Genomic DNA, 24,763 nt, shown 5'->3' with positions numbered 1-24,763 from the left:
CGTGATCGTATGGCCGGATCCGGACCTGGAGTAGACCTCTTTCCGCGCCCGCCGCCGCGGCGTGAACACACAGTGAACGCACAGCGGGAACAAAGCTCTTGAAACGGGACAGTTGCCCACGGAGGCCGCACTTTCCGTGTGACTCATGTCATCCGCGCCTCGGCGCCCGCCCCGTAACGTGTCCCCCACACACCTGGAAAGCGAGGCAAGCACCGATGCCCGAGCAGAGCCCGCTCGACCTGGCCGAGGGCGATCCCTTCGGCCCGCACAACCTCCCGTACGGCGTCTTCAGCACCGCCGACGAGCCCGGCAGGCGGCGGCTCGGCGTCCGGATCGGCGGGCACGTCCTCGACGCGGGCGCCGCGGCCCAGGCGCTCGGCTCCCCGTACGCCGCGCTGCTCGCCCAGCCGAGCCTGAACCCGCTGCTCGCCGCCGGCCGCACCGCCTGGCGCGACGTGCGCCGCGCGCTCACCGGCTGGCTGACGGTGCCCGCGCACCGCCCGGTCGTCGAGCCGCTGCTGCACCCGCTGGACGCGGTCGCCCTGCACCTGCCGTACGAGGTCGCCGACTACGTCGACTTCTACGCGAGCGAGCACCACGCCACCAACGTCGGCCACATCTTCCGCCCCGACGGCGACGCGCTCACCCCGAACTGGAAGCACCTGCCGATCGGCTACCACGGCCGCGCCGGCACCGTCGTCGTCTCCGGCACCGACGTGATCCGGCCGGCGGGCCAGCGCAAGGCGCCCACCGACCCGGCGCCGGTCTTCGGGCCCTCCGTGAAGCTCGACATCGAGGCGGAGGTCGGCTTCCTCGTCGGCACCCCCTCCACCCTCGGCACCCCCGTCGCGCTCGGCGACTTCCGCGAGCACGTCTTCGGCCTGAGCCTGCTCAACGACTGGTCGGCCCGCGACATCCAGGCGTGGGAGTACGTGCCGCTCGGCCCGTTCCTCGGCAAGTCCTTCCAGACCTCCGTCTCCGCCTGGGTCACCCCCCTGGAGGCCCTGGACGCGGCCCGGGTCGCGCCGCCCGCCCGCGACTTCGGCCTGCTGCCGTACCTGGACGACACGGCCGAGGAGGAGCCCGGCGGCTTCGACCTGCGGATCAGCGTCGCCGTCAACGGCGAGGTGGTGTCGGAGCCGCCGTTCTCCACCATGTACTGGACCGCCGCCCAGCAGCTGGCCCACATGACGGTGAACGGCGCCTCCCTGCGCACCGGCGACCTCTACGGCTCCGGCACGGTCTCCGGGCCCGAGGTCGGCCAGCGCGGCTCGCTCCTCGAACTCACCTGGAACGGCCGCGACGCCCTCGAACTGCCCGACGGCAAGCGCACGTTCCTGGAGGACGGCGACGAGGTCACGCTGACCGCCTGGGCCCCCGGCCCGGACGGCACCCGGGTCGCGCTCGGCGAGGTCACGGGCCGGATCGCGCCGAACGCGGGCTGAGACCCGGCGGCCCCGGGGCCCGGCTCAGGGGCCCCGGGGCCCCGGGTCAGCCGGCCCCGCGGCCCCGGGTCAGCCGGCCCCAGACCGCCGGGTCAGCCGGCCCCCGGCCGCCGGCTCAGGCCGCCCCGGGCCGCCGGCTCAGGCCGCCCGCCACAGGGCGGGCACCGCCGGCGGCTCCCAGCCGGGCTGGGCCGTGTGCGCCTGGAGGCACACATAGCCCCGCCCGCCGTACGTGACCGCGTCCCCCGCCCGGTAGGCCCGGCCCACCGCCCAGGTGCCGCCCGGTGTCGAGGTCGGCGTGGAGGTCGGCGTGGGCGTCGGGGTCGGGTTCGGGGTCTGCGGCACGTCCAGCACGAAGTCGAACGCCGCCTCCTTCGCCCCGCCCGCGTCCCGTACGGTCATCAGCAGCCGCGCGTCGAAGATCGAGTCCGTGTTGTTGCGCGGCTCCCCCGGGAAGTACAGCTGCGTGGTCAGGATCGGGCGGCCCGGGGCCTGCACCTTGACGTGGAGGTGCCGGGTGCGGCCCGGGTAGAGCCCCGGCACGATCGTGGTCAGCTTGAAGGAGCCGTCCGCGCCGGTGAACTGGTGCCCCCGGAAGCGGAATCCCGTGTTGTCGTACGCGCCGTTGGTGTCGGCCTGCCAGAAGTCGAGCAGCGCCCCGGAGATCGGCAGACACGCCCGCCCGAAGACGTAGCCGCTGACGGTGAGCCGCACCCCGACCGTGCCCGACTCCAACAGGCTGGAGCGCAGCGGGGAGTTGGGCTTGAAGTACGGCCCCTCTATCTGCTCGACGGTCGGGTGGTCGCCGTCGTCGCACTCCGGCGTGAGCGCGGGCGCGACCGGCCCGTCGCCGAGGGTACGGGCGAGCGCGGGGACGCCCATGAACGCCGTCGGCACCGCCATGCCGGCCGCGATCGCCGCGCGCAGCACCGCCTTCCGGCTGACGTGCCCGGTACTGGTCTCGCTGTCCATGCCTGCTCCTCGTGTGGGGGGCGGAACGATCGAGCAGAAACCTAGGCGGCTCACCGGTCCGCTTCGATGGACGCAGCCCGGTGGTCGTGGTGCTTTCGGAAGTCCCCCGGGCTGGTGCCGACCTCGCGGCGGAAGAAGCGGCAGAAGTACGCCGGATCGTCGAAGCCGGTCCGGGCGGCGACCTGGCGGACCGACAGCCCGGTGCGGGCCAGCAGCCGCTGTGCCTCCTGCACCCGGGCCTCGCGGAGCAGCGCGGCCGGGGTGCGGCCGGTGGCGGCCCGGACCGCCTCGGCGAGGTAGCCGGGGCTGACCCCGATCCGCTCCGCGCACTCCCGTACGGAGCGGGGCGCGTCGGTCCCGGTGCGGGCGGTCAGCCGGGCGAACTCCTCGGCGACGGCGGCGGTCCGGCCGGGCGGCGGGCGGCGGCGGTCCGGGGCAGGGCCGCCGAGCCGGGCCGTGCGGACCAGCAGGACGTGCAGCAGCGAGCGGAGCACCGTGGCGAAGCCGGTGTCCACCCGCCCGTACTCCTCGGTGAGTTCGGCCATCAGGCGGGCGGTGCGGGCGTGTTCGGCCGGGTCGAGCCGGAGCCAGGGGTGGTCGCCGAGGCGGCGCAGCAGCTCCCGGTCGCCGGGGTGGTCGAGCAGGAAGTCGGGGGTGAACAGGACGACGGTGCCGTCGAGGCCGCTCGTGTCCTCCCAGTGGTGGACCTGGCCGGGCAGGATCAGGCCCAGGTGGGGCGGGCGCAGCTCCCAGCGGGCCAGGTCGACGACGTGGGTGCCGGTGCCCCGGGTGACGTGGACGAACTCGTAGAAGGTGTGGCGGTGCGGGAAGGCGGCCCGGGACATCGGGCCGATGCTGTCGAAGCTGCCGACGGCGAAGGGGACGCCGTCGGGGAGCCGGACCTCCAGGCGGTGCAGGGGTAAGGCTCCGGGCTCGGGCGACGCGGTGGTCCCGCGCATGGCGCTGCCTCCCTCAACTGGTCGAGACCAATCCGGTCCCTCACGATGGCACAGCGCCCCCGATGGGTCACCCCGCGTGCGCCCGCCCGTCACCGGGGCGACGCTGCTGTCATCCCCCCGCGCGCACCCGAGGAGCGCAGCATGACCACTGGATCCCGCCGGAACCGCCCGCTCATGGCCGGGGCAGGTGCCCTGGCCCTCGTCCCGTCCCTGCTGGCCGCGGGCCCGGCGCGGGCGGACGACGCCTCCGTGCCGCGCGACCTGGCGACGGCGTACGCGGCGACGGCGCGGTACGCCTACGAGCCGCTTGCGGTGAAGGACGGCTTCGCGCGCACCGACACCTGTGTGGCGGATCCGGGCATGGGCGGCATGGGCGGGGCGGGCGGCATGGGCTACCACTACGTCAATCGCGCCGGCGTCGGCTCGACCGACCCCCGGCGTCCCGCCGCCCTGATCTACGCGACGGGCAAGGACGGCGAGCGGCACCTGGTCGCCGTCGAGTGGGTGGTCCCGGCCACCGGGCAGCCCGCGCCGCGCATGTTCGGCCGGCCCTTCGACGGCCCGTTCACCAACGCGGTCCTGGGCCGGATCTACGACCGGCATGTCTGGCTGTACAAGGACAACCCGGCGGGCCTCTTCGCCCGCTACAACCCGGACGTGCGCTGTCCTTAGGGCCTGTCGTCATACGCGGAGGGGCCCGGCCGCCTCTCCGGCGACCGGGCCCCTCCGCGTCGTACGACGGCGGCGCTTCGCGCTAGCGCACGAACACCCCCGCCTGGTTGGCCAGGTCCAGGAAGTACTGCGGCGCGAAGCCGAGCACCAGCGTGACCACGACACCGGCGGTGATCGCCACCGAGGTGAGCCCCGAGGGCACGGCGACCGTGGGGCCGTCCGCCTTCGGCTCGCTGAAGAACATCAGCACGATCACCCGGATGTAGAAGAACGCGGCGATCGCGGACGAGATCACACCGACCACGACCAGCGCGCCCGCGCCGCCCTCCGCCGCCGCCTTGAAGACCGCGAACTTCCCGGAGAAGCCGGAGGTCAGCGGGATGCCGGCGAAGGCGAGCAGGAAGACCGCGAAGACCGCGGCGACTAGCGGCGAACGGCGCCCGAGACCGGCCCACTTGGAGAGGTGGGTGGCCTCGCCGCCCGCGTCCCGCACCAGGGTGACCACGGCGAAGGCGCCGATCGTCACGAAGGAGTAGGCGCCCAGGTAGAACAGCACCGAGGAGACGCCGCTGGGCGTGGCCGCGATGACACCGGCCAGGATGAACCCGGCGTGGGCGACCGAGGAGTACGCGAGGAGCCGCTTGATGTCGGTCTGGGTGATGGCGACGATCGCGCCGCCCAGCATGGTGACGATGGCGACGCCCCACATGACGGGCCGCCAGTCCCAGGTGAGCCCCGGGAGCACCACGTACAGCAGGCGCAGCATCGCGCCGAAGGCGGCGACCTTCGTCGCGGCGGCCATGAAGCCGGTGACGGGGGTCGGGGCGCCCTGGTAGACGTCCGGGGTCCACATGTGGAACGGGACGGCGCCGACCTTGAACAGCAGCCCCATCAGCACCAGCGCGAAGCCGATGAGGAGCAGCACGTCGTTGCCCATGGTGTCGGCGAGCGCCGGGTCGATCCCGGGCACGTCGCCGTCGACGACGTCCGCGATCGCGGCGTACGAGACGGAGCCCGCGTAGCCGTAGAGCAGGGCGATGCCGAACAGCAGGAACGCCGAGGAGAAGGCGCCGAGCAGGAAGTACTTGACCGCCGCCTCCTGGGAGAGGAGGCGCTTGCGGCGGGCGACGGCGCACAGCAGGTAGAGCGGGAGGGAGAAGACCTCCAGCGCGATGAACAGGGTCAGCAGGTCGTTGGCCGCCGGGAAGACCAGCATGCCGGCGACCGCGAACAGGGCGAGCGGGAAGACCTCGGTGGTGGTGAAGCCGGCCTTGACGGCCGCCCGCTCCTGCTCGCTGCCGGGGACCGCGGCGGCCTCGGCGGCGAAGGAGTCGACCCGGTGGCCGTGGTCGGCCGGGTCGAGCCTGCGCTCGGCGAAGGTCATCACCGCGACGACGGAGGCGAGCAGGATCGTGCCCTGGAGGAACAGCGCGGGGCCGTCGACGGCGATGGCGCCCATCGCCGCGAGGTGCGCCTTGGTGGTGCCGTAGCCCCCGGCGGCGAGGCCGACGACCGCCGCGAAGGCGGTGACGAGGGCCAGGACGCTGAGGAAGAGCTGCGTGTAGTGGCGCCCCTTGCGCGGCACGAACGCCTCGACGAGGACGCTGAGGATCGCCGCGCCCACCACGATGAGGACGGGTGAGAGCTGGGTGTACTCGATGTGGGGTGCCGGGATCTTGTTGACCGGCTCGGCGGCCGTCGTCCACAGGGTGTGGACAGCGGGTGCGACGGCGAACGTGCTCACTTGGCCGCCTCCACTTCAGGCTGGGGGTCCTTCTGCTGGACATCGGACATGGTGTGCTGGACCGCCGGGTTGACGACGTCGGTCAGGGGCTTCGGGAAGACCCCGAGGAAGATCAGCACCGCGATCAGCGGCACGACCACGGCGAGCTCGCGCGGCCTGAGGTCGGGCAGCTCCCGCACCTCCTCCTTCACCGGGCCGGTCATCGTCCGCTGGTAGAGGACGAGGACGTACAGCGCGGCGAGGACGATGCCGGTGGTGGCGATGATCCCGGCCACCGGGTAGCGCGCGAAGGTGCCGACGAGGACCAGGAACTCGCTGACGAACGGCGCGAGTCCGGGCAGCGACAGGGTCGCGAGGCCGCCGATCAGGAAGGTCCCGGCGAGCACCGGGGCCACCTTCTGCACGCCGCCGTAGTCGGCGATGAGCCGCGAGCCGCGCCGGGAGATCAGGAAGCCGGCGACCAGCATCAGCGCCGCCGTCGAGATCCCGTGGTTGACCATGTAGAGCGTGGCGCCCGACTGGCCCTGGCTCGTCATCGCGAAGATGCCCATGATGATGAAGCCGAAGTGCGAGATCGACGCGTAGGCCACCAGGCGCTTGATGTCCCGCTGGCCGACGGCGAGCAGCGCCCCGTAGACGATGCTGACCAGCGCCAGGGCGACGATCACCGGGGTGGCCCACTTCGACGCCTCCGGGAAGAGCCCGAGGCAGAAGCGGAGCATCGCGAAGGTGCCGACCTTGTCGACGACGGCGGTGATGAGGACGGCGACCGGGGCGGTGGCCTCCCCCATCGCGTTCGGCAGCCAGGTGTGCAGCGGCCACAGCGGGGCCTTCACCGCGAAGGCGAAGAAGAAGCCGAGGAACAGCCACCGCTCGGTGTTCGTCGCCATCTCCAGCGAGCCGTTGGCCCGCGCCTCGGCGATCTCCGTGAGGGAGAAGTTGCCCGCGACCACGTACAGGCCGATGACCGCGGCCAGCATGATCAGGCCGCCGACCAGGTTGTAGAGGAGGAACTTGACCGCCGCGTACGAGCGCTGGGCCGCCGCGTTCTCGTCGGAGCCGCTGTGGGCGCGGTCGCCGAAGCCGCCGATGAGGAAGTACATCGGGATGAGCATGGCTTCGAACAGGATGTAGAAGAGGAAGACGTCGGTGGCCTCGAAGGAGAGGATCACCATCGCCTCGACCATGAGGATCAGGGCGAAGAAGCCCTGGGTGGGACGCCACCGCTTGGAGGAGGTCTCCAGCGGGTCGGCGTCGTGCCAGCCGGCGAGCACGATGAACGGGATGAGCAGCGCGGTGAGCGCGATGAGCGCCACCCCGATGCCGTCCACGCCCAGCTCGTAGCGCACGCCGAAGTCCTTGATCCAGGCGTGCGATTCGACGAGCTGGTAGCGGTCGCCGCCGGGCTCGAAGCGGGCGAAGACGATGCCGGCGAGGACCAGCGTGGCCAGCGAGACCAGCAGCGCCAGCCACTTGGCGGCGGTGCGGCGGGCGGCCGGGACGGCGGCGGTGAGGATCGCACCGACCGCCGGCACCGCGGCCGTCGCCGTAAGGAGCGGGAAGGACATCGGGATTACACCGCCCTCATCAGCAGGGTCGCGGCGATGAGCACCGCCGTACCTCCGAACATGGAGACCGCGTACGACCGGACATAGCCGTTCTGCAGCTTGCGGAGCCGGCCGGACAGACCGCCGACCGAGGCCGCGGTGCCGTTGACGACCCCGTCGACGAGGCTGTGGTCGACGTAGACCAGGGAGCGGGTGAGGTGCGTGCCGCCCCGGACGAAGACGACGTGGTTGAAGTCGTCCTGGAGGAGGTCGCGGCGGGCGGCCCGGGTGAGCAGCGAGCCGCGCGGGGCGACGACCGGGACCGGCCGGCGCCCGTACTGGAGGTAGGCGAGGCCGACGCCGAGGACCATCACGGCGACGGTCGCGGCGGTGATCGCCCCGGCGCTGATCGGCGGGTGCCCGTGCTCGAAGGAGGTGACGGGCTCCAGCCACTTCACGAAGCGGTCGCCGACGCCGAAGATCCCGCCGGCGAAGACGGAGCCGAAGGCGAGCAGGACCATCGGGATGGTCATGGACTTGGGCGACTCGTGCGGGTGCGGCAGCTCGCCCTTCTCGTCGGGCTGCCAGCGCTTCTCGCCGAAGAAGGTCATGAACATCACGCGGGTCATGTAGTACGCGGTGATGGCGGCGCCCAGCAGGGTGACCGCGCCGAGGATCCAGCCCTCGGTGCCGCCCTTGGCGAAGGCCGCCTCGATGATCTTGTCCTTGGAGAAGAAGCCGGACAGGCCGGGGAAGCCGATGATCGCGAGGTAGCCGAGGCCGAAGGTGACGAACGTGACCGGCATGTACTTCCGCAGGCCGCCGTAGTGGCGCATGTCCACCTCGTCGTTCATGCCGTGCATGACCGAACCGGCGCCGAGGAAGAGCCCGGCCTTGAAGAAGCCGTGGGTCACCAGGTGCATGATCGCGAAGACGTAGCCGATCGGGCCGAGGCCCGCGGCGAGGATCATGTAGCCGATCTGCGACATCGTCGAGCCGGCCAGCGCCTTCTTGATGTCGTCCTTCGCGCAACCGACGATCGCACCGAAGAGGAGCGTGACGGCGCCGACGACGGTGACGACGAGCTGGGCGTCCGGCGCCGCGTTGAAGATGTCGGCGGAGCGGACGATCAGATAGACGCCGGCGGTGACCATGGTCGCGGCGTGGATGAGGGCGGAGACCGGGGTCGGGCCCTCCATCGCGTCGCCGAGCCAGGACTGGAGCGGCACCTGGGCGGACTTGCCGCAGGCCGCGAGGAGCAGCATCAGGCCGATGGCCGTCAGCTTGCCCTCGGACGCCTCGCCGCTCGCCGCCAGGACCGGCCCGAAGGCGAAGGTGCCGAAGGTGGTGAACATCAGCATGATCGCGATCGACAGGCCCATGTCGCCGACCCGGTTGACCAGGAACGCCTTCTTGGCGGCGGTGGCCGCGCTGGGCTTGTGCTGCCAGAAGCCGATCAGGAGGTACGAGGCGAGGCCGACGCCCTCCCAGCCGAAGTAGAGCAGCAGGTAGTTGTCGGCGAGGACCAGCAGCAGCATCGCCGCGACGAACAGGTTCAGGTAGCCGAAGAAGCGGCGGCGCCGCTCGTCGTGCTCCATGTACCCGATCGAGTAAACGTGGATGAGCGTGCCGACCCCGGTGATGAGGAGCACGAAGGTCATCGAGAGCTGGTCGAGCTGGAACGCGATGTCGGCCTGGAAGCCCTCGACGGGGATCCAGGTGAACAGGCGCTGGTGCAGGGCCCGGTCGTCGGCGCTCTTGGAGAGCATGTCGGCGAACAGGGCGAGTCCGATGCCGAAGGAGACGGCGGCGAGCAGGGTGCCGAGCCAGTGCCCGGTCTTGTCGAGCCGCTTCCCGCCGCAGAGCAGGATCACGGCGCCGAGCAGGGGCGCCGCGACGAGCAGCGCGATGAGGTTGTCCACGGTCAGCCCCTCACAGCTTCATCAGGCTGGCGTCGTCGACCGAGGCCGAGTGGCGGGCACGGAAGACGGACACGATGATCGCGAGTCCGACGACGACCTCCGCGGCGGCCACGACCATCGTGAAGAACGCGATGATCTGGCCGTCGAGGTTTCCGTGCATACGGGAGAAGGTGACGAACGCGAGGTTGCAGGCGTTGAGCATCAGCTCCACGCACATGAAGAGCACGATCGCGTTGCGCCGGATGAGGACACCCACCGCGCCGATGGTGAACAACAGCGCGGAGAGGTAAAGGTAGTTGACCGGATTCACCGCGAAGCCTCCTCTGCGTCCCGGCCGAGCCGCTCCTCGGAGCGCTGTTCGAGGGCCTTGAGGTCGGCGATCGCCTCGCCCGACACGTCCCGGATCTGGCCCCGCTCGCGCAGGGTCGAGATGACGGTGAGCTCGGCCGGGGTGCCGTCCGGCAGCAGGCCGGCGACGTCCACCGCGTTGTGCCGGGCGTAGACGCCGGGGGCGGGCAGCGGCGGGAGGTGCTTGCCCTCGCGCACCCGCTGCTCGGCCAGCTCGCGCTGGGTGCGGGCGGGTTCGGTGCGCTCGCGGTGGGTGAGGACCATGGCGCCGACGGCCGCGGTGATGAGCAGCGCGCCGGTGATCTCGAAGGCGAAGACGTACTTGGTGAAGATGAGGGCGGCGAGCCCCTCCACGTTCCCGCCGGAGGCGGTGTTCGCGGTGCCCAGACCGTTGAACTCGGTGAGCGAGGCGTGGCCGATGCCGGTGAGCAGCAGGACGCCGAAGCCGGCGCCGCACAGGGCGGCCCACCAGCGCTGCCCCTTGATGGTCTCCTTCAGCGAGTCCGCGGCCGTGACGCCGACCAGCATGACGACGAAGAGGAAGAGCATCATGATCGCGCCGGTGTAGACGACGATCTGCACGATGCCCAGGAAGTAGGCGCCGTTGGCGAGGTAGAAGACCGCCAGGATGATCATGGTGCCGGCGAGGCAGAGCGCGGAGTGCACGGCCTTGCGCATGAGGATCGTGCACAGCGCGCCGAGGACGGCGATCGTGCCGAGCACCCAGAACTGGACGGCCTCACCCGTGGACGTCGCATAGGCGGCGAGGGTCGTGGCGCTCATGCGTCCGCCCCCTCCGGCTCGCCCTTCTCGCCCTTGGACACCGCGACCTGGCGGACGGTGCCGGGCGCCGCCTCGGTGACCAGGCCCCGGTAGTAGTCCTGCTCGTCCATGCCGGGGAAGATCGCGTGCGGGGTGTCCACCATGGTCTCTTCGAGCCCCGCGAGGAGCTGCTCCTTGGTGTAGATCAGGTTCTCGCGGGAGGAGTCGGCCAGCTCGAAGTCGTTGGTCATCGTGAGCGCGCGGGTGGGGCACGCCTCGATGCACAGCCCGCACAGGATGCAGCGGGCGTAGTTGATCTGGTAGACGCGGCCGTAGCGCTCGCCCGGGGAGTAGCGCTCCTCCTCCGTGTTGTCCGCGCCCTCCACGTAGATGGCGTCGGCGGGGCAGGCCCAGGCGCACAGCTCGCAGCCGACGCACTTCTCCAGGCCGTCCGGGTGGCGGTTGAGCTGGTGCCGGCCGTGGAAGCGGGGCGCCGTCGTCTTCTGCTGCTCCGGGTACTGCTCGGTCAGCCGCTTCTTGAACATGGCCTTGAAGGTCACGCCGAAGCCGGCCACCGGATTCTGGAAATCAGACACCGTCCGTCTCCCTTCCGTCACTCTCTGTAGCAGTATCGGGGCCGCCACTGACAATGAGCTCCCGCTCGACGCGGGGCCTGCGCCGCGGCACGGCCGGCAGCGTCTGTCCGGGCTTGGGCGGTACGGGGAAGCCGCCCGCCATCGGGTCGAACGGCGCGGTCTCCGCCGCGGCCTCCTCGGCCGCCGCCTTGCCCTTCTTGTCGCGGAAGACGTCGAACACGAAGGACAGCAGCAGCACGCCGAGCACGGCTCCGGCCACGTACAGCACGATGGTCTGGAAGTCGTAGTTCTCGTTGCGCAGCGCCCGGACCGTGGCGACCAGCATCAGCCAGACCACGGAGACCGGCAGCAGCACCTTCCAGCCCAGCTTCATCAGCTGGTCGTAGCGGACGCGGGGCAGCGTGCCGCGCAGCCAGATGAAGAAGAAGAGCAGCAGCTGCACCTTGAGGACGAACCAGAGCATCGGCCACCAGCCGTGGTTGGCGCCCTCCCAGAAGCCGGAGATCGGCCACGGGGCGCGCCAGCCGCCCAGGAACAGGGTCACGGACACCGCCGAGACGGTCACCATGTTCACGTACTCGGCGAGCATGAAGAGCGCGAACTTGATGGACGAGTACTCGGTGTTGAAGCCGCCGACCAGGTCGCCCTCGGACTCCGGCATGTCGAAGGGGGCGCGGTTGGTCTCGCCCACCATGGTGACGATGTAGATGATGAAGGAGACCGGCAGCAGCAGGACGTACCAGCGGTCGGCCTGCGCCTCCACGATCGTCGAGGTCGACATCGACCCGGAGTAGAGGAAGACCGAGGCGAACGCGGCGCCCATGGCGATCTCGTACGAGATCATCTGCGCGGCCGAGCGGAGTCCGCCGAGCAGCGGGTACGTGGAGCCCGAGGACCAGCCGGCGAGCACGATGCCGTAGATGCCGACCGAGGCGACCGCGAGGATGTACAGCATCGCGATCGGCAGGTCGGTGAGCTGCATCGTGGTGCGCTGACCGAAGATCGACACCTCGTTGCCGGCCGGGCCGAAGGGGATCACGGCGATGGCCATGAAGGCGGGGATGGCGGCGATGACCGGGGCGAGGACGTAGACGACCTTGTCGGCGCGCTTGACGATCAGGTCTTCCTTCAGCATCAGCTTCACGCCGTCGGCGAGCGACTGGAGCATGCCCCAGGGGCCGTGCCGGTTGGGGCCGATGCGCAGCTGCATCCAGGCGACGACCTTGCGCTCCCACACGATGGAGAAGAGCACGGTCACCATCAGGAACGCGAAGCAGAAGACCGCCTTGACGAGGACGAGCCACCAGGGGTCGCGTCCGAACATCGACAGGTCTTCGGCGGCGAGGAGCGTGTTCATGCCTCCACCTCCGTGAGGGGGGCCGGGCCGATGCGGACCAGGTCGCCGGGGCGGGCGCCGGTGCCGGCGAGGACGCCGCGGCCGGCCGAGTTCAGCGGGAGCCAGACCACCCGGTCGGGCATCTCGGTGACCTGGAGCGGAAAGCGGACCGATCCGGCGGTCCCGGTCACTTCGAGGGTGTCGCCGTCCTTGACGCCGGTGGCGGCGGCGGTCTCGGCGGAGAGCCGGGCGACGGCGGCGTGCCGGGTGCCGGCCAGCGCGGTGTCGCCCTCCTGGAGCCGTCCGAGGTCCAGCAGCAGCCGGTGCCCGGCGAGGACGGCCTCGCCGTCGCCCGGGCGGGCGGCGGACTGGCCGGGCTCGGCGGGCTCGGAGGCCCGCTCGCCGGTCCAGCCGCCGAGCCGGTCCAGCTCGCGGCGGGCCGCGCGCAGGTCGGGCAGCCCGAGGTGGGCGTCCATGGCGTCGGCCAGCATGTGCAGCACGCGGGCGTCGGCCGGGGGCAGCGTCCGGGTCATCTGCTCCGGCTTCAGCGCGGCCTCGAACAGGCGCGCGCGGCCCTCCCAGTTGAGGAAGGTGCCGGGCTTCTCGGCGACCGCGGCGACCGGCAGGACCACGTCGGCGCGCTCGGTGACCGCGCCGGGCCGCAGCTCCAGCGAGACCACGAAGGCCGCGTCGAGGGCCTGGCGGGCGCGCGCCGGGTCCGGCAGGTCGTCGACGTCGACGCCTCCGACGAGCAGCGCGCCGAGCTCGCCGGTGGCGGCGGCCTCGACGATCTGGCCGGTGTCGCGGCCGTAGCCGTGCGGGAGTTCGCGGACGCCCCAGACGGCGGCGACCTCCTCCCGCGCGCGCGGGTCGGTCGCGGGCCGCCCGCCGGGCAGCAGCGCCGGGATGGCGCCCGCCTCGACGGCGCCGCGCTCCCCGGCCCGGCGCGGGATCCACACCAGCGTCGCGCCGGTGGCGGCGGCGGTCCGCAGGGCGGCGGTGAGCGCCCCGGGCACGGCGGCGAGCCGCTCGCCGACGGCGATGACGGCGCCGTCCTGGCGCAGCGCCTCGGCGGCGAGGGCCCCTTCGGCGGAGAGCCCGACCCGGGAGGTGAGGGCGTCGAGCCACTCGGTCTCGGTGCCGGGGGCGGCGGCGAGCAGGGTGCCGCCGGTCTTCTCCAGGCCGCGGGTGGCGAACGCGGCGACCGCGTAGGTCCGCTGGCCGTGCTTGCGCCATGCCTTGCGCAGCCGCAGGAAGACGCCGGGGGCCTCCTCCTCGGACTCCAGGCCGACGAGGAGCACGGCGGGCGCGGCCTCCAGCGAGGTGTACGTGACACCCGTGCCGTCCAGGTCCCGGCCGCGTCCGGCGACGGCGGAGGCCAGGAAGTCGGCCTCCTCGCCGGAGTGGACGCGGGCCCGGAAGTCGACGTCGTTGGTGTCGAGGGCGACCCGGGCGAACTTGGCGTACGCGTAGGCGTCCTCGACGGTCAGCCGGCCGCCCGCCAGGACGCCGGTGCGCCCGCGCACGAGCCCGCGCGCGGCGGCTTCGAGCGCCTCGGGCCAGGAGCTCTCCTCCAGGGCGCCGGTCTCCGGGTTGCGGACCAGGGGGGTGGCGAGCCGGTCGCGCTGCTGCGCGTACCGGAAGCCGAACCGGCCCTTGTCGCAGACCCACTCCTCGTTGACCTCGGGGTCCTCGGCGGCGAGCCGCCGCATGACCTTGCCGCGCCGGTGGTCGGTGCGGGTCGCGCAGCCGCCCGCGCAGTGCTCGCAGACGCTCGGCGTGGAGACCAGGTCGAAGGGGCGGGAGCGGAAGCGGTAGGCGGCCGAGGTGAGCGCGCCGACCGGGCAGATCTGGATGGTGTTGCCGGAGAAGTACGACTCGAAGGGGTCGCCCTCGCCGGTGCCGACCTGCTGGAGCGCGCCGCGCTCGACCAGCTCGATCATCGGGTCGCCCGCGACCTGGTTGGAGAAGCGGGTGCAGCGGGCGCAGAGCACGCAGCGCTCGCGGTCGAGCAGCACCTGGGTGGAGATGCCGACGGGCTTCTCGTAGGTGCGCTTCCGCCCCTCGAAGCGGGACTCGGACTGCCCGTGGGACATCGCCTGGTTCTGCAGCGGGCACTCGCCGCCCTTGTCGCAGACGGGGCAGTCCAGCGGGTGGTTGATGAGCAGCAGCTCCATCACGCCGTGCTGGGCCTTCTCGGCGACCGGGGAGGTCAGCTGGGAGCGGACCACCATGCCGTCGGTGCAGGTGATGGTGCAGGACGCCATGGGCTTGCGCTGGCCCTCGACCTCGACGATGCACTGGCGGCAGGCGCCGGCCGGGTCGAGGAGCGGGTGGTCGCAGAAGCGGGGGATCTCGATGCCGAGCTGTTCGGCGGCGCGGATGACCAGGGTCCCCTTGGGGACGGAGATCTCGATGCCGTCGATGGTCAGCGTGACGAGGTCTTCCGGCGGCACGGCCGCGGCCCCGCCCCCTCCCGGGGCGGACGTGGTGACTGTCATGCGTTCACCTCCCGGTGCTTGTCCGCCCAGGCGGTGGACTTGGCGGGGTCGAAGGGGCAGCCCTTGCCCGTGATGTGCTGCTCGTACTCGTCGCGGAAGTACTTCAGGGACGAGAAGATCGGCGAGGCGGCGCCGTCGCCGAGGGCGCAGAACGACTTGCCGTTGATGTTGTCGGCGATGTCGTTGAGCTTGTCGAGGTCGCTCATGACGCCCTTGCCGGCCTCGATGTCGCGGAGCAGCTGGACCAGCCAGTAGGTGCCCTCGCGGCAGGGGGTGCACTTGCCGCAGGACTCGTGGGCGTAGAACTCGGTCCAGCGGGTGACGGCGCGGACCACGCAGGTGGTCTCGTCGAAGCACTGGAGCGCCTTGGTGCCGAGCATGGATCCGGCGGCGCCGACGCCCTCGTAGTCGAGCGGCACGTCGAGGTGCTCGTCGGTGAACATCGGGGTGGAGGAGCCGCCGGGGGTCCAGAACTTGAGCCGGTGCCCGGGGCGCATCCCGCCGCTCATGTCGAGGAGCTGGCGCAGGGTGATGCCGAGGGGGGCCTCGTACTGGCCGGGCGAGGTGACGTGCCCGCTGAGCGAGTAGAGCGTGAAGCCGGGGGACTTCTCGGTCCCCATGGAGGTGAACCAGTCCTTGCCCCGCTGGAGGATCGCGGGAACCGAGGCGATGGACTCGACGTTGTTCACCACGGTGGGGCAGGCGTACAGACCGGCGACCGCGGGGAAGGGGGGACGCAGCCGGGGCTGGCCGCGGCGCCCTTCCAGCGAGTCGAGCAGCGCGGTCTCCTCGCCGCAGATGTACGCGCCGGCGCCGGCGTGCACGGTGATGTCGAGGTTCAGGCCGCTGCCGAGGATGTCCCGGCCCAGGTAGCCGGCCTCGTACGCCTCGCGGACCGCCTCGTGCAGGCGGCGCAGGACGGGCACGACCTCGCCGCGCAGGTAGATGAACGCGTGCTCGGAGCGGATCGCGTAGCAGGCGATGATCATTCCCTCGATGAGGGAGTGCGGGTTGGCGAAGAGGAGCGGGATGTCCTTGCAGGTGCCCGGCTCGGACTCGTCGGCGTTGACGACGAGGTAGTGCGGCTTGCCGTCGCCCTGCGGGATGAACTGCCACTTCATCCCGGTGGGGAAGCCGGCGCCGCCCCGGCCGCGCAGGCCGGACTCCTTGACGTACGCGATGAGGTCGTCGGGGGTCATGGCGAGCGCCTTGCGCAGGCCCTCGTAGCCGTCGTGGCGCCGGTAGGTGTCCAGGGTCCAGGACCCGGGCTCGTCCCAGAACGCCGACAGGACGGGCGCCAGCAGCTTCTCGGGGCTGCTGTTGTTGATCTCGGCGGCCAAGGTCATCACTCCCCCTCCTCACGGGCCGACTCGCCACGCGGGTGGCCGATCCGGCGCTGCGGGGTCTCCCCCTTGGCCAGGCGCAGTCCGACGAGCGAGGCGGGGCCCGCGCCGCCGGTGGCGCCGACGGCGCCCTCGCGCTCGTCGGGGAAGCCCGCGAGGATGCGGGCGGTCTCCTTGAAGGTGCACAGCGGCGCGCCCCGGGTGGGGGCGACGGGGCGGCCCTCGCGCAGGTCGTCCACGAGCCGCTTGGCGGACTCTGGTGTCTGGTTGTCGAAGAACTCCCAGTTGACCATCACGACGGGCGCGAAGTCGCAGGCCGCGTTGCACTCGATGTGTTCGAGGGTGACCTTGCCGTCCGCGGTGGTCTCGTCGTTGCCGACGCCGAGGTGCTCCTTGAGCTCCTCGAAGATGGCGTCGCCGCCCATGACCGCGCAGAGCGTGTTGGTGCAGACGCCCACCTGGTAGTCGCCGGAGGGCTTGCGCCGGTACATCGTGTAGAAGGTGGCGACGGCGGTGACCTCGGCGGTGGTCAGGCCGAGGGTCTCGGCGCAGAACCGCATCCCGGTACGGGTGACGTGCCCCTCCTCCGCCTGGACGAGGTGCAGCAGCGGCAGCAGCGCGGAGCGGGACCCCGGGTAGCGGTCGATGATCGCCCTGGCGTCCTCGTCCAGCCGGGCGCGGACCTCGGCGGGGTAGTCGGGCGCGGGCAGTTGGGGCATCCCGAGACTGGTGTGTCCGTCCGTCATCGGTCGACGCCTCCCATCACGGGGTCGATGGACGCGACGGCGACGATGACGTCGGCGACCTGGCCGCCTTCGCACATCGCGGCCATGGCCTGGAGGTTGGTGAAGGACGGGTCGCGGAAGTGGACCCGGTAGGGGCGGGTGCCGCCGTCGGAGACGACGTGCGCGCCGAGTTCGCCCTTGGGCGACTCGACGGCCGCGTACGCCTGCCCGGCGGGGACCCGGAAGCCCTCGGTGACCAGCTTGAAGTGGTGGATCAGGGCCTCCATGGAGGTGCCCATGATCTTCTTGATGTGGTCGAGGGAGTTGCCGAGCCCGTCGGGGCCGAGGGCCAGCTGGGCCGGCCAGGCGATCTTCTTGTCGCCGACCATGACCGGGCCGGGGGCGAGCCGGTCGAGGCACTGCTCGACGATCCGCAGCGACTGGCGCATCTCCTCCAGGCGGACGAGGAAGCGGCCGTAGGAGTCGCAGCTGTCGGCGGTGGGGACCTCGAAGTCGTAGTTCTCGTAGCCGCAGTACGGGTCGGACTTGCGCAGGTCGTGCGGGAGGCCCGCGGAGCGCAGGATCGGTCCGGTGGCGCCGAGCGCCATGCAGCCGGTGAGGTCGAGGTAGCCGACGTCCTGCATCCGGGCCTTGAAGATGGGGTTGCCGGTGGCGAGCTTGTCGTACTCCGGCAGGTTCTTCTTCATGGTCTTCACGAACTCGCGCACGGCGTCGACGGCGCCGGGCGGCAGGTCCTGGGCGAGGCCGCCGGGGCGGATGAACGCGTGGTTCATGCGCAGGCCGGTGATCAGCTCGTACAGGTCCAGGATCATCTCGCGGTCCCGGAAGCCGTAGATCATGATCGTGGTGGCGCCGAGCTCCATGCCGCCGGTCGCGATGCAGACCAGGTGCGAGGAGAGCCGGTTGAGCTCCATGAGGAGCACCCGGACGACGCTGGCCCGGTCGGGCACGTCGTCGGTGATGCCGAGCAGCTTCTCCACGCCGAGGCAGTACGCCGTCTCGTTGTAGAACGAGGTGAGGTAGTCCATGCGCGTGACGAAGGTGGTGCCCTGCGTCCAGGTCCGGTATTCGAGGTTCTTCTCGATGCCGGTGTGGAGGTAGCCGATGCCGCAGCGGGCCTCGGTGACGGTCTCGCCGTCGATCTCCAGGATGAGGCGCAGCACGCCGTGCGTGGAGGGGTGCTGGGGGCCCATGTTGACGACGATGCGCTCGTCGTCGGCCTTGGCCGCGGACTGGACGACCTCGTCCCAGTCGCCGCCGGTGACCGTGTAGACGGTGCCTTCGGTGGTCTCCCTGGGGGAGGCGGAGGGGGTGTTCACGAGTACGACCTCCGCTGGTCCGGAGCCGGGATCTGGGCGCCCTTGTATTCGACGGCGATGCCGCCGAGGGGGTAGTCCTTGCGCTGCGGGTGGCCCGGCCAGTCGTCCGGCATCATGATCCGGGTGAGGGCGGGGTGGCCGTCGAAGACGATGCCGAAGAAGTCGTACGTCTCGCGCTCGTGCCAGTCGTTGGTCGGGTAGACCGCGACCAGCGACGGGATGTGCGGGTCGCCCTCGGGGGCGGAGACCTCCAGGCGCAGCAGCCGGCCGTGGGTCAGCGAGCGCAGGTGGTAGACGGCGTGCAGCTCGCGGCCCTTGTCGCCCGGGTAGTGGACGCCGGAGACGCCGGTACAGAGCTCGAAGCGCAGGGCGGGGTCGTCGCGCAGGGTGCGGGCGACCCGGACGAGGTGTTCGCGCTCGATGTGGAAGGTGAGCTCGCCCCGGTCGACGACCGTCTTCCCGATCGCGTTCTCCGGGACCAGGCCCTGCTCCTCCAGGGCGCCCTCCAGCTCGTCGGCGACCTCGTCGAACCAGCCGCCGTACGGGCGGGCGGCCGGTCCGGGCAGCCGCACCGAGCGGACCAGGCCGCCGTAGCCGGAGGTGTCGCCGCCCTTGTCGGCGCCGAACATGCCGCGCTGGACGCGGACCTCCTCGCCGTGCTCGCCGCGCTGTCCCGGGAGGTTCTGCTCGTTGAGCTCCCTCTCCGGGTTGGGGGTGTCGTCGCTCACCGGAGCAGACCCTTCATCTCAATGGTGGGCAGCGCCTTGAGCGCCGCCTCCTCCGCCTCGCGGGCCGCCTCCTGGGCGTTCACGCCGAGCTTGGAGCCCTGGATCTTCTGGTGGAGCTTGAGGATCGCGTCCATCAGCATCTCCGGGCGCGGCGGGCAACCCGGCAAATAAATGTCAACCGGAACAATGTGGTCAACGCCCTGCACAATCGCGTAATTGTTGAACATTCCGCCCGAAGACGCACAAACCCCCATGGAGATAACCCACTTGGGGTTCGGCATCTGGTCGTAGACCTGCCGCAGGACGGGCGCCATCTTCTGGCTGACGCGGCCGGCCACGATCATCAGGTCGGCCTGGCGCGGGGAGCCGCGGAAGACCTCCATGCCGAAGCGGGCGAGGTCGTAGCGGCCTGCGCCGGTCGTCATCATCTCGATGGCGCAGCAGGCGAGGCCGAAGGTCGCCGGGAAGACGGACGCCTTCCGGACCCAGCCCGCGGCCTGTTCGACGGTGGTCAGCAGAAAACCGCTGGGCAGCTTCTCTTCGAGTCCCATGGGTGCTCCTCAGCCCCTCAGTCCCATTCCAGGCCGCCGCGCCGCCACACGTAGGCGTAGGCGACGAAGACGGTGAGCACGAAGAGCAGCATCTCCACGAGCCCGAAAAGCCCCAGGGCGTCGAAGGTGACGGCCCAGGGGTAGAGGAAGACGATCTCGATGTCGAAGACGATGAAGAGCATCGCCGTCAGGTAGTACTTGATCGGGAAACGGCCGCCTCCGGCCGGAGTGGGCGTCGGTTCGATGCCGCACTCATATGCCTCAAGTTTTGCCCTGTTGTACCGCTTTGGCCCGATTAGCGTGGCCATGACCACGGAGAAGATCGCAAACCCCGCACCCAGGGCACCGAGCACGAGGACGGGCGCGTACGCATTCACGCTCCTCGCTCCTTCCAGTCGTCCTTGACCGTTGGACCGCACTGCCGGACGCGCCCCGGCACGGAAGATCGCTCCCATGTGAGGCAGTTCACAAGCCCGACTGCCCCGCATCTTAAGCCCGCCCCTCTGTGATCTGCGACACGGGGTGCAGCAACTAGTTTGTGATCTCCACCACCTGACGAACGATCATGAAGTCGGATGAGCGGTGATCTTGCCACGCGAAGCGCCCAGGTGATCACCAGATGTGACATCCGCACCGGAAAACGCTGGTCGGAGGGGGTGGCGCACTATCAAGACATGGGCAGTACAAGCAAATTGGCGACGAGACGCACACCGGTGATAAAGGAACCGCCCGTCGCCCGGTCGGGGGGTCCGGCGTACCGGGGTGGACGCGTGCACCGGTTCACGAGCACCGATGTGACCTGCACCACATCGAGAACCGGCCGGAAAGAACGGGGCTTGGCCATGGAGGTGAAGAGGTGGTAAGTGACGGGCAATTCGGACTTTTCATTGAAAACGCGTGATCAAGGCCCGATCGGACCGTGCCCGGTTTGCCCGTTACGGCGTCAATAAGGGCGCCAAGAAAGCGGATTATGGGCTTCCGAACGTAACTGTGGCGCAACCCACGTTTCTTGAAGGGAACCGGGAAGCCCTGATAGCGGTTGTACCCATGTCCCACACCGCTCACATACCCAGCCACCGGAAGCCCCGCCGCAGTGGCTCGAAGATGGCGTTCCGCGCCAGCGTCGCCACCGGCGTCTTCAGCACCCTCGCGGTGGCCGGCGCCGCTGCCCCGGCGAACGCCGAGCCGGTGACCGAGACGACCCTCGAGATGCCCACCCTGGGCTCGCTCGACGCCGACCTCGCCAGCGCCGTCTCCGCCTCCGCCGAGGCCAGCCAGCAGGAGGCCCTGGCGCAGAGCCTGGAGGCCCAGGAGGACGCGGCCCTCAAGAAGGCCGCCGCCGACGCCAAGAAGGCCAAGGCCGAGGCCGACCGCAAGGCCGAGGCCGAGAAGGCCGAGAAGGCCCGCGCCGAGGCCCAGGAGCGCGCCTCCCGCACCGCCTCGCGCACCGCGCTCTCCGCGACGAAGTCCTCCAGCGGCTCCTCCTCGGCCGTCGGCGGCTCCTCGTCGTCCTCGTCCTCCAACAGCAACTCGCAGGTCGCCACCGGCTCCGCCGCCGCGATCGTGGCCTTCGCCAAGGCCCAGGTCGGCGACGCGTACGTGATGGGCGGCACCGGCCCCAACTCGTGGGACTGCTCGGGCCTCGTCCAGGCCGCCTACCGCGCCGCCGGCATCGACCTGCCGCGCATCTCCGGCGACCAGTCCAGCCGCGGCACCTCCGTCTCGCTGAGCAGCCTCCAGCCGGGCGACATCCTCTACTGGGGCAGCCGCAGCGGCTCGTACCACGTCGCCATCTACGTCGGCGGCGGCAAGTACGTCGGCGCGCAGAACCCGTCGACCGGTGTCGTCGAGCGCTCCCTCGACTGGGACACCCCCTCGGGCGCCGTCCGCATCCTCTGATCCCGGCGCGCCACCCGCACGTGCCGAAGGGCCGTCACTCCTCGGGGGAGCGACGGCCCTTCGGCGTGCTTTCGGCCAACTGTGCTACTTGCGGAACGCCTCGATGATCCGGGCGTAGCTGTCGCCGCCGTGTCCGGCGGCCACCGCCTCCTTCATCAGTTCCAGGTGCAGCCGCGGCAGCCGGCCGTCGACGCCGCGCGCCTCACCGGCGTGCAGCAGGTGCGCGATGGTCGCGACCTGGACGTCGATCGTCGCGTCGTCGCCCGGGTACTCCCCCGCGTCGATCTGGTCCGCGTAGGTGGTCATGAACCAGGACACGGTGCGCAGCCAGCGCACGGCGACGGCCGTGAACTCCTTGGCGGGCACCCCGTCCGCGCCCGCCAGCGCGGTGGCGTGCAGCCAGCCGCCGAAGACCGACCACATCAGGCCGAGGAGCCCGGCGTCGTACAGCGAGGCGAGGCCCGGGTCCGCGCCCAGGTCGACCGGGTCGCCGAGGACCGCGAGGGCCGGGCGGTGCTCGGCGAGCAGCTCGGGGGCGCCCGCGTAGAGGATCATGTTGGCGCTGTCGCCGACGCCGGGCGGCGTGGTCATGATGCCGCCGTCCAGGTAGCCGATGCCGTGCCCGGCGGCCCAGGCGGCCTCCTCGCGGGCCTGCTCGGGCGAGCCGGAGGTCAGGTTGACCACGGTCCGGCCGCGCAGCTCCGCGGCGACGGGGTCCAGGAGGGTGCGGACCGCCGGGTAGTCGAGGACGCAGACCACGACCAGGTCGCTCGCGGCGACCGCCTCGGCGACGGTGGCGGCGAGGACGGCGCCGCGTTCGACGAGCGGGGCGGCCTTCTCGGGGGTGCGGTTGTGGACGGTGGTGGGGTGGCCGGCGTCGAGGAAGGCGCCCGCGAGGGCGGCGCCCATCTGCCCGAGGCCGATGACGGTCACTGGAGTGCGCTTCGTGCTCATGGCTCCACGCTCGCAGCGCGGGCGCGGCGCCGACAGCGGCGGAACCGACGCCAGTCGCACGATTCCTGCCACGTTGTCGGTGGGTCGGCGTACGGTCGTACGCATGAGCGCTGGAACGATCGCCGTCGTCCTGGTCCCCGACGAGCACGGGGGCCTCTCCCCCTGGGACCTCTACGAACTGTCCACCCTCTCCATGGTGTTCGGGGTGCCGCACAAGGACCTCGCCCCGTCCTGGTACGAGCTGCGGGTGATCGGCCCCGCCCCGTTCGGGACCCACGGCCTGGACGCTCTGGTGGGCGCGGACACCGTGATCGTGCCCTCGGTGCCGGACGACATCGCCGACGGGCGCCGGGAGGTCCCGGCCGAGCTGGTGGCGGCGCTGCGGGCGGCGGACGCGGCCGGGGCGCGGATGGTGTCGATGTGCACGGGCGCCTTCGCGCTGGGCGCCGCCGGGGTGCTGGACGGGCACCGGGCGGTCGTGCACCGCAGCTACGCGCCCGCGCTCGCCGCCCGGTACCCGGGGATCACCGTCGACTCCTCGGTGCTCTACACCGACGAGGGCCGGGTGTTCACCGGCGCGGGCGCCGCGGCGGGCCTGGACCTGTGCCTGCACCTGGTGCGGAAGGACCTCGGCGCCGCCGTCGCCGGGGCGCTCGCCGACCGGCTGGTGCTCGGGGCGCACCGCGCCGGGGACCGCCCGCAGTCGGTGGACGCGCCGCTGCCGCCCGCCGAGCGGCCGGACGAGCTGGGCCCGGTACTGCACTGGGCGCTGGAGCACCTGCACGAGCCGCTGACGGTGGACCGGCTGGCGCGGCGGGCGCGGATGAGCCCGCGCACCTTCCACCGGCGGGTGCGCGAGACGCGGGGCACCACCCCGTTGCAGTGGCTGCTGGAGCAGCGGGTCGCGCGGGCGCAGTCGCTGCTGGAGTCGACGGACCTGCCGGTGGAGCGGATCGGCGAGCAGAGCGGGCTGGGTTCGGCGGCCAATCTGCGCCGCCACTTCACCCGGACGGTCGGGGTGTCCCCGACCGCCTACCGGGCGGGCTTCACGCCTTCGGGGCCACCTTCGAGAGCCCGTTGATGATGCGGTCCATGGCGTCGCCGCCGGTCGGGTCGGTGAGGTTGGCCAGCATCTTCAGCGTGAACTTCATCAGCAGCGGGTGGGTCAGGCCGCGCTGGGTCGCGATCTTCATGACCTTCGGGTTGCCGATGAGCTTCACGAAGGCGCGGCCCAGCGTGTAGTAGCCGCCGTAGGTGTCCTTGAGGATCTTCGGGTAGTTGTGCAGGGCCAGTTCGCGCTGGGCCGGGGTTGCGCGGGCGTGGGCCTGGACGATGACGTCGGCCGCGATCTGGCCGGACTCCATGGCGTACGCGATGCCCTCCCCGTTGAACGGGTTGACCAGGCCGCCGGCGTCGCCGACGAGCAGCAGGCCCTTGGTGTAGTGCGGCTGGCGGTTGAAGGCCATCGGCAGGGCGGCGCCGCGGATCGGGGTGGTCATGTTGTCCGGGGTGAAGCCCCAGTCCTCGGGCATCGAGGCGCACCACGCCTTGAGGACCTCGCGCCAGTCGAGCTCCTTGAAGGCGGAGGAGGAGTCGAGGATGCCGAGGCCGACGTTGGAGGTGCCGTCGCCCATGCCGAAGATCCAGCCGTAGCCGGGCAGCAGCCGGTCCTGCGCGCCGCGCCGGTCCCACAGCTCCAGCCAGGACTCCAGGTAGTCGTCCTCGTGCCGGGGGCTGGTGAAGTACGTGCGGACGGCGACGCCCATCGGGCGGTCCTCGCGCCGGTGCAGGCCCATCGCGAGGGACAGGCGCGTGGAGTTGCCGTCGGCGGCGACCACCAGCGGGGCGTGGAAGGTGACCTCGCGCTTCTCCTCGCCGAGCTTGGCGTGGACGCCGGTGATCCGGCCGGTGCGGTCGTCGATGATCGGGGCGCCGACGTTGCAGCGCTCGTAGAGCCGGGCGCCGGCCTTCTGGGCCTGGCGGGCGAGCTGCTCGTCGAAGTCGTCGCGCTTGCGGACCAGTCCGTAGTCCGGGTAGGAGGCGAGATCCGGCCAGTCGAGCTGGAGCCGGACGCCGCCGCCGATGATCCGCAGGCCCTTGTTGCGGAGCCAGCCGGCCTCTTCGGAGATGTCGATGCCCATGGCGACGAGCTGCTTGGTGGCGCGCGGGGTGAGGCCGTCGCCGCAGACCTTCTCGCGGGGGAACGCGGTCTTCTCCAGGAGCAGGACGTCGAGTCCGGCCTTGGCGAGGTAGTACGCGGTGGTCGAGCCCGCCGGGCCCGCCCCGACGACGATCACGTCTGCGCTGTGCTCGGAGAGGGGCTGCTCGGTCACGGCGGATTCTCCCGGAGACTCGACGGTGGAGGGCGGTACGGACGTACCGGGGCAGTCTATGGGGGGACGGGAAAGGACCGGCTGAG

General features: G+C 71.4%; 22 protein-coding genes. 4 read left to right on the top strand and 18 right to left on the bottom strand.

The window, feature by feature from the left end:
• Positions 1-215: 215 nt before the first annotated feature.
• Positions 216-1,445, top strand: a complete 1,230-nt coding sequence (gene fahA, locus AB0C99_RS02315; protein ID WP_362468360.1) for a fumarylacetoacetase — start codon at positions 216-218, stop codon at positions 1,443-1,445.
• A 138-nt stretch (positions 1,446-1,583) separates the two neighbouring features.
• Here the strand turns inward: fahA and AB0C99_RS02310 are convergent, their stop codons facing one another.
• Together AB0C99_RS02310 and AB0C99_RS02305 are read right to left on the bottom strand one after the other, a co-directional pair.
• Positions 1,584-2,417, bottom strand: a complete 834-nt coding sequence (locus tag AB0C99_RS02310) for a carbohydrate-binding protein (protein WP_362468358.1) — start codon at positions 2,415-2,417, stop codon at positions 1,584-1,586.
• Positions 2,418-2,467: 50 nt separating this feature from the next.
• Positions 2,468-3,376: an AraC family transcriptional regulator gene (locus AB0C99_RS02305; RefSeq protein ID WP_362468356.1), complete on the bottom strand. Its 909-nt coding sequence runs from the start codon at positions 3,374-3,376 to the stop codon at positions 2,468-2,470.
• Positions 3,377-3,517: 141 nt separating this feature from the next.
• On the opposite strand from AB0C99_RS02305, the gene AB0C99_RS02300 reads away from it, so the two are divergent.
• On the top strand, positions 3,518-4,048 hold the full coding sequence (locus tag AB0C99_RS02300) for a hypothetical protein (RefSeq protein ID WP_362468354.1): 531 nt from the start codon (positions 3,518-3,520) through the stop codon (positions 4,046-4,048).
• An 82-nt stretch (positions 4,049-4,130) separates the two neighbouring features.
• Here the strand turns inward: AB0C99_RS02300 and nuoN are convergent, their stop codons facing one another.
• From nuoN to AB0C99_RS02230, 14 genes are read right to left on the bottom strand one after another with little or no spacing between them, the layout of a single operon-like run.
• Positions 4,131-5,792, bottom strand: coding sequence for an NADH-quinone oxidoreductase subunit NuoN (gene nuoN / locus AB0C99_RS02295; RefSeq protein WP_362468352.1), 1,662 nt, complete (start codon positions 5,790-5,792; stop codon positions 4,131-4,133).
• Positions 5,789-7,360, bottom strand: a complete 1,572-nt coding sequence (locus AB0C99_RS02290) for an NADH-quinone oxidoreductase subunit M (RefSeq protein ID WP_362468350.1) — start codon at positions 7,358-7,360, stop codon at positions 5,789-5,791. The genes nuoN and AB0C99_RS02290 overlap by 4 nt, the downstream gene beginning before the upstream one ends.
• Before the next feature lie 5 nt (positions 7,361-7,365).
• Positions 7,366-9,261 (bottom strand): NADH-quinone oxidoreductase subunit L, encoded by a 1,896-nt coding sequence (nuoL, locus tag AB0C99_RS02285; protein ID WP_362468348.1) that lies wholly within the window; start codon positions 9,259-9,261, stop codon positions 7,366-7,368.
• A 10-nt stretch (positions 9,262-9,271) separates the two neighbouring features.
• Entirely contained in the window at positions 9,272-9,571 is a 300-nt protein-coding gene (gene nuoK, locus AB0C99_RS02280; protein WP_046908839.1) for an NADH-quinone oxidoreductase subunit NuoK, read from the bottom strand.
• Positions 9,568-10,392, bottom strand: coding sequence for an NADH-quinone oxidoreductase subunit J (locus AB0C99_RS02275; RefSeq protein WP_362468346.1), 825 nt, complete (start codon positions 10,390-10,392; stop codon positions 9,568-9,570). The genes nuoK and AB0C99_RS02275 overlap by 4 nt, the downstream gene beginning before the upstream one ends.
• Positions 10,389-10,967, bottom strand: a complete 579-nt coding sequence (gene nuoI, locus AB0C99_RS02270) for an NADH-quinone oxidoreductase subunit NuoI (RefSeq protein ID WP_362468344.1) — start codon at positions 10,965-10,967, stop codon at positions 10,389-10,391. The genes AB0C99_RS02275 and nuoI overlap by 4 nt, the downstream gene beginning before the upstream one ends.
• On the bottom strand, positions 10,960-12,324 hold the full coding sequence (gene nuoH / locus AB0C99_RS02265) for an NADH-quinone oxidoreductase subunit NuoH (protein ID WP_362468343.1): 1,365 nt from the start codon (positions 12,322-12,324) through the stop codon (positions 10,960-10,962). Before nuoH ends, nuoI begins: the two co-directional genes overlap by 8 nt.
• Positions 12,321-14,804: an NADH-quinone oxidoreductase subunit G gene (locus AB0C99_RS02260; RefSeq protein WP_362468341.1), complete on the bottom strand. Its 2,484-nt coding sequence runs from the start codon at positions 14,802-14,804 to the stop codon at positions 12,321-12,323. Before AB0C99_RS02260 ends, nuoH begins: the two co-directional genes overlap by 4 nt.
• Positions 14,801-16,150, bottom strand: a complete 1,350-nt coding sequence (gene nuoF / locus AB0C99_RS02255) for an NADH-quinone oxidoreductase subunit NuoF (protein ID WP_362468339.1) — start codon at positions 16,148-16,150, stop codon at positions 14,801-14,803. Before nuoF ends, AB0C99_RS02260 begins: the two co-directional genes overlap by 4 nt.
• Positions 16,150-16,893, bottom strand: coding sequence for an NADH-quinone oxidoreductase subunit NuoE (nuoE, locus tag AB0C99_RS02250; protein ID WP_362468337.1), 744 nt, complete (start codon positions 16,891-16,893; stop codon positions 16,150-16,152). The genes nuoF and nuoE overlap by 1 nt, the downstream gene beginning before the upstream one ends.
• A complete protein-coding gene (locus AB0C99_RS02245; RefSeq protein ID WP_362468335.1) occupies positions 16,890-18,212 on the bottom strand; it encodes an NADH-quinone oxidoreductase subunit D in 1,323 nt (440 codons plus the stop codon). Before AB0C99_RS02245 ends, nuoE begins: the two co-directional genes overlap by 4 nt.
• Complete coding sequence (locus tag AB0C99_RS02240) at positions 18,209-18,940, bottom strand: NADH-quinone oxidoreductase subunit C (protein ID WP_362468333.1); 732 nt, start codon at positions 18,938-18,940, stop codon at positions 18,209-18,211. The genes AB0C99_RS02245 and AB0C99_RS02240 overlap by 4 nt, the downstream gene beginning before the upstream one ends.
• A complete protein-coding gene (locus tag AB0C99_RS02235) occupies positions 18,937-19,491 on the bottom strand; it encodes an NADH-quinone oxidoreductase subunit B (RefSeq protein WP_046908830.1) in 555 nt (184 codons plus the stop codon). The genes AB0C99_RS02240 and AB0C99_RS02235 overlap by 4 nt, the downstream gene beginning before the upstream one ends.
• A 17-nt stretch (positions 19,492-19,508) precedes the next feature.
• A complete protein-coding gene (locus tag AB0C99_RS02230; protein WP_019888619.1) occupies positions 19,509-19,868 on the bottom strand; it encodes an NADH-quinone oxidoreductase subunit A in 360 nt (119 codons plus the stop codon).
• 670 nt (positions 19,869-20,538) lie between these two features.
• On the opposite strand from AB0C99_RS02230, the gene AB0C99_RS02225 reads away from it, so the two are divergent.
• A complete protein-coding gene (locus AB0C99_RS02225; protein ID WP_362468331.1) occupies positions 20,539-21,390 on the top strand; it encodes a C40 family peptidase in 852 nt (283 codons plus the stop codon).
• An 84-nt stretch (positions 21,391-21,474) separates the two neighbouring features.
• Here the strand turns inward: AB0C99_RS02225 and AB0C99_RS02220 are convergent, their stop codons facing one another.
• Positions 21,475-22,344 carry an NAD(P)-binding domain-containing protein gene (locus AB0C99_RS02220; protein WP_362468329.1) on the bottom strand — a complete coding sequence of 290 codons (870 nt, stop codon included), beginning with the start codon at positions 22,342-22,344 and terminating at the stop codon, positions 21,475-21,477.
• Between the two features lie 103 nt (positions 22,345-22,447).
• On the opposite strand from AB0C99_RS02220, the gene AB0C99_RS02215 reads away from it, so the two are divergent.
• The gene (locus AB0C99_RS02215; protein ID WP_362468327.1) at positions 22,448-23,425 is read left to right on the top strand and encodes a helix-turn-helix domain-containing protein; all 978 of its coding nucleotides are present in this window, start codon (positions 22,448-22,450) and stop codon (positions 23,423-23,425) included.
• Here the strand turns inward: AB0C99_RS02215 and AB0C99_RS02210 are convergent.
• The gene (locus AB0C99_RS02210; RefSeq protein WP_362468325.1) at positions 23,391-24,677 is read right to left on the bottom strand and encodes a geranylgeranyl reductase family protein; all 1,287 of its coding nucleotides are present in this window, start codon (positions 24,675-24,677) and stop codon (positions 23,391-23,393) included. The genes AB0C99_RS02215 and AB0C99_RS02210 overlap by 35 nt on opposite strands.
• Positions 24,678-24,763: the final 86 nt, after the last annotated feature.

Origin of the sequence: Streptomyces sp. NPDC048659, assembly GCF_040650575.1 — a bacterium.
GTDB lineage: Bacteria > Actinomycetota > Actinomycetes > Streptomycetales > Streptomycetaceae > Streptomyces.
This window is presented reverse-complemented; position numbering and strand designations above follow the sequence as displayed.

Excerpts from the sequence above, each read along its gene's own strand:
- fahA (WP_362468360.1), top strand. The coding sequence starts at position 216 with ATGCCCGAGCAGAGCCCGCTCGACCTGGCCGAGGGCGATCCCTTCGGC.
- AB0C99_RS02310 (WP_362468358.1), bottom strand. The coding sequence starts at position 2,417 with ATGGACAGCGAGACCAGTACCGGGCACGTCAGCCGGAAGGCGGTGCTG.
- AB0C99_RS02305 (WP_362468356.1), bottom strand. The coding sequence starts at position 3,376 with ATGCGCGGGACCACCGCGTCGCCCGAGCCCGGAGCCTTACCCCTGCAC.
- AB0C99_RS02300 (WP_362468354.1), top strand. The coding sequence starts at position 3,518 with ATGACCACTGGATCCCGCCGGAACCGCCCGCTCATGGCCGGGGCAGGT.
- AB0C99_RS02290 (WP_362468350.1), bottom strand. The coding sequence starts at position 7,360 with ATGTCCTTCCCGCTCCTTACGGCGACGGCCGCGGTGCCGGCGGTCGGT.
- AB0C99_RS02275 (WP_362468346.1), bottom strand. The coding sequence starts at position 10,392 with ATGAGCGCCACGACCCTCGCCGCCTATGCGACGTCCACGGGTGAGGCC.
- nuoH (WP_362468343.1), bottom strand. The coding sequence starts at position 12,324 with ATGAACACGCTCCTCGCCGCCGAAGACCTGTCGATGTTCGGACGCGAC.
- AB0C99_RS02260 (WP_362468341.1), bottom strand. The coding sequence starts at position 14,804 with ATGACAGTCACCACGTCCGCCCCGGGAGGGGGCGGGGCCGCGGCCGTG.
- nuoF (WP_362468339.1), bottom strand. The coding sequence starts at position 16,150 with ATGACCTTGGCCGCCGAGATCAACAACAGCAGCCCCGAGAAGCTGCTG.
- nuoE (WP_362468337.1), bottom strand. The coding sequence starts at position 16,893 with ATGACGGACGGACACACCAGTCTCGGGATGCCCCAACTGCCCGCGCCC.
- AB0C99_RS02235 (WP_046908830.1), bottom strand. The coding sequence starts at position 19,491 with ATGGGACTCGAAGAGAAGCTGCCCAGCGGTTTTCTGCTGACCACCGTC.
- AB0C99_RS02225 (WP_362468331.1), top strand. The coding sequence starts at position 20,539 with ATGTCCCACACCGCTCACATACCCAGCCACCGGAAGCCCCGCCGCAGT.
- AB0C99_RS02220 (WP_362468329.1), bottom strand. The coding sequence starts at position 22,344 with ATGAGCACGAAGCGCACTCCAGTGACCGTCATCGGCCTCGGGCAGATG.
- AB0C99_RS02215 (WP_362468327.1), top strand. The coding sequence starts at position 22,448 with ATGAGCGCTGGAACGATCGCCGTCGTCCTGGTCCCCGACGAGCACGGG.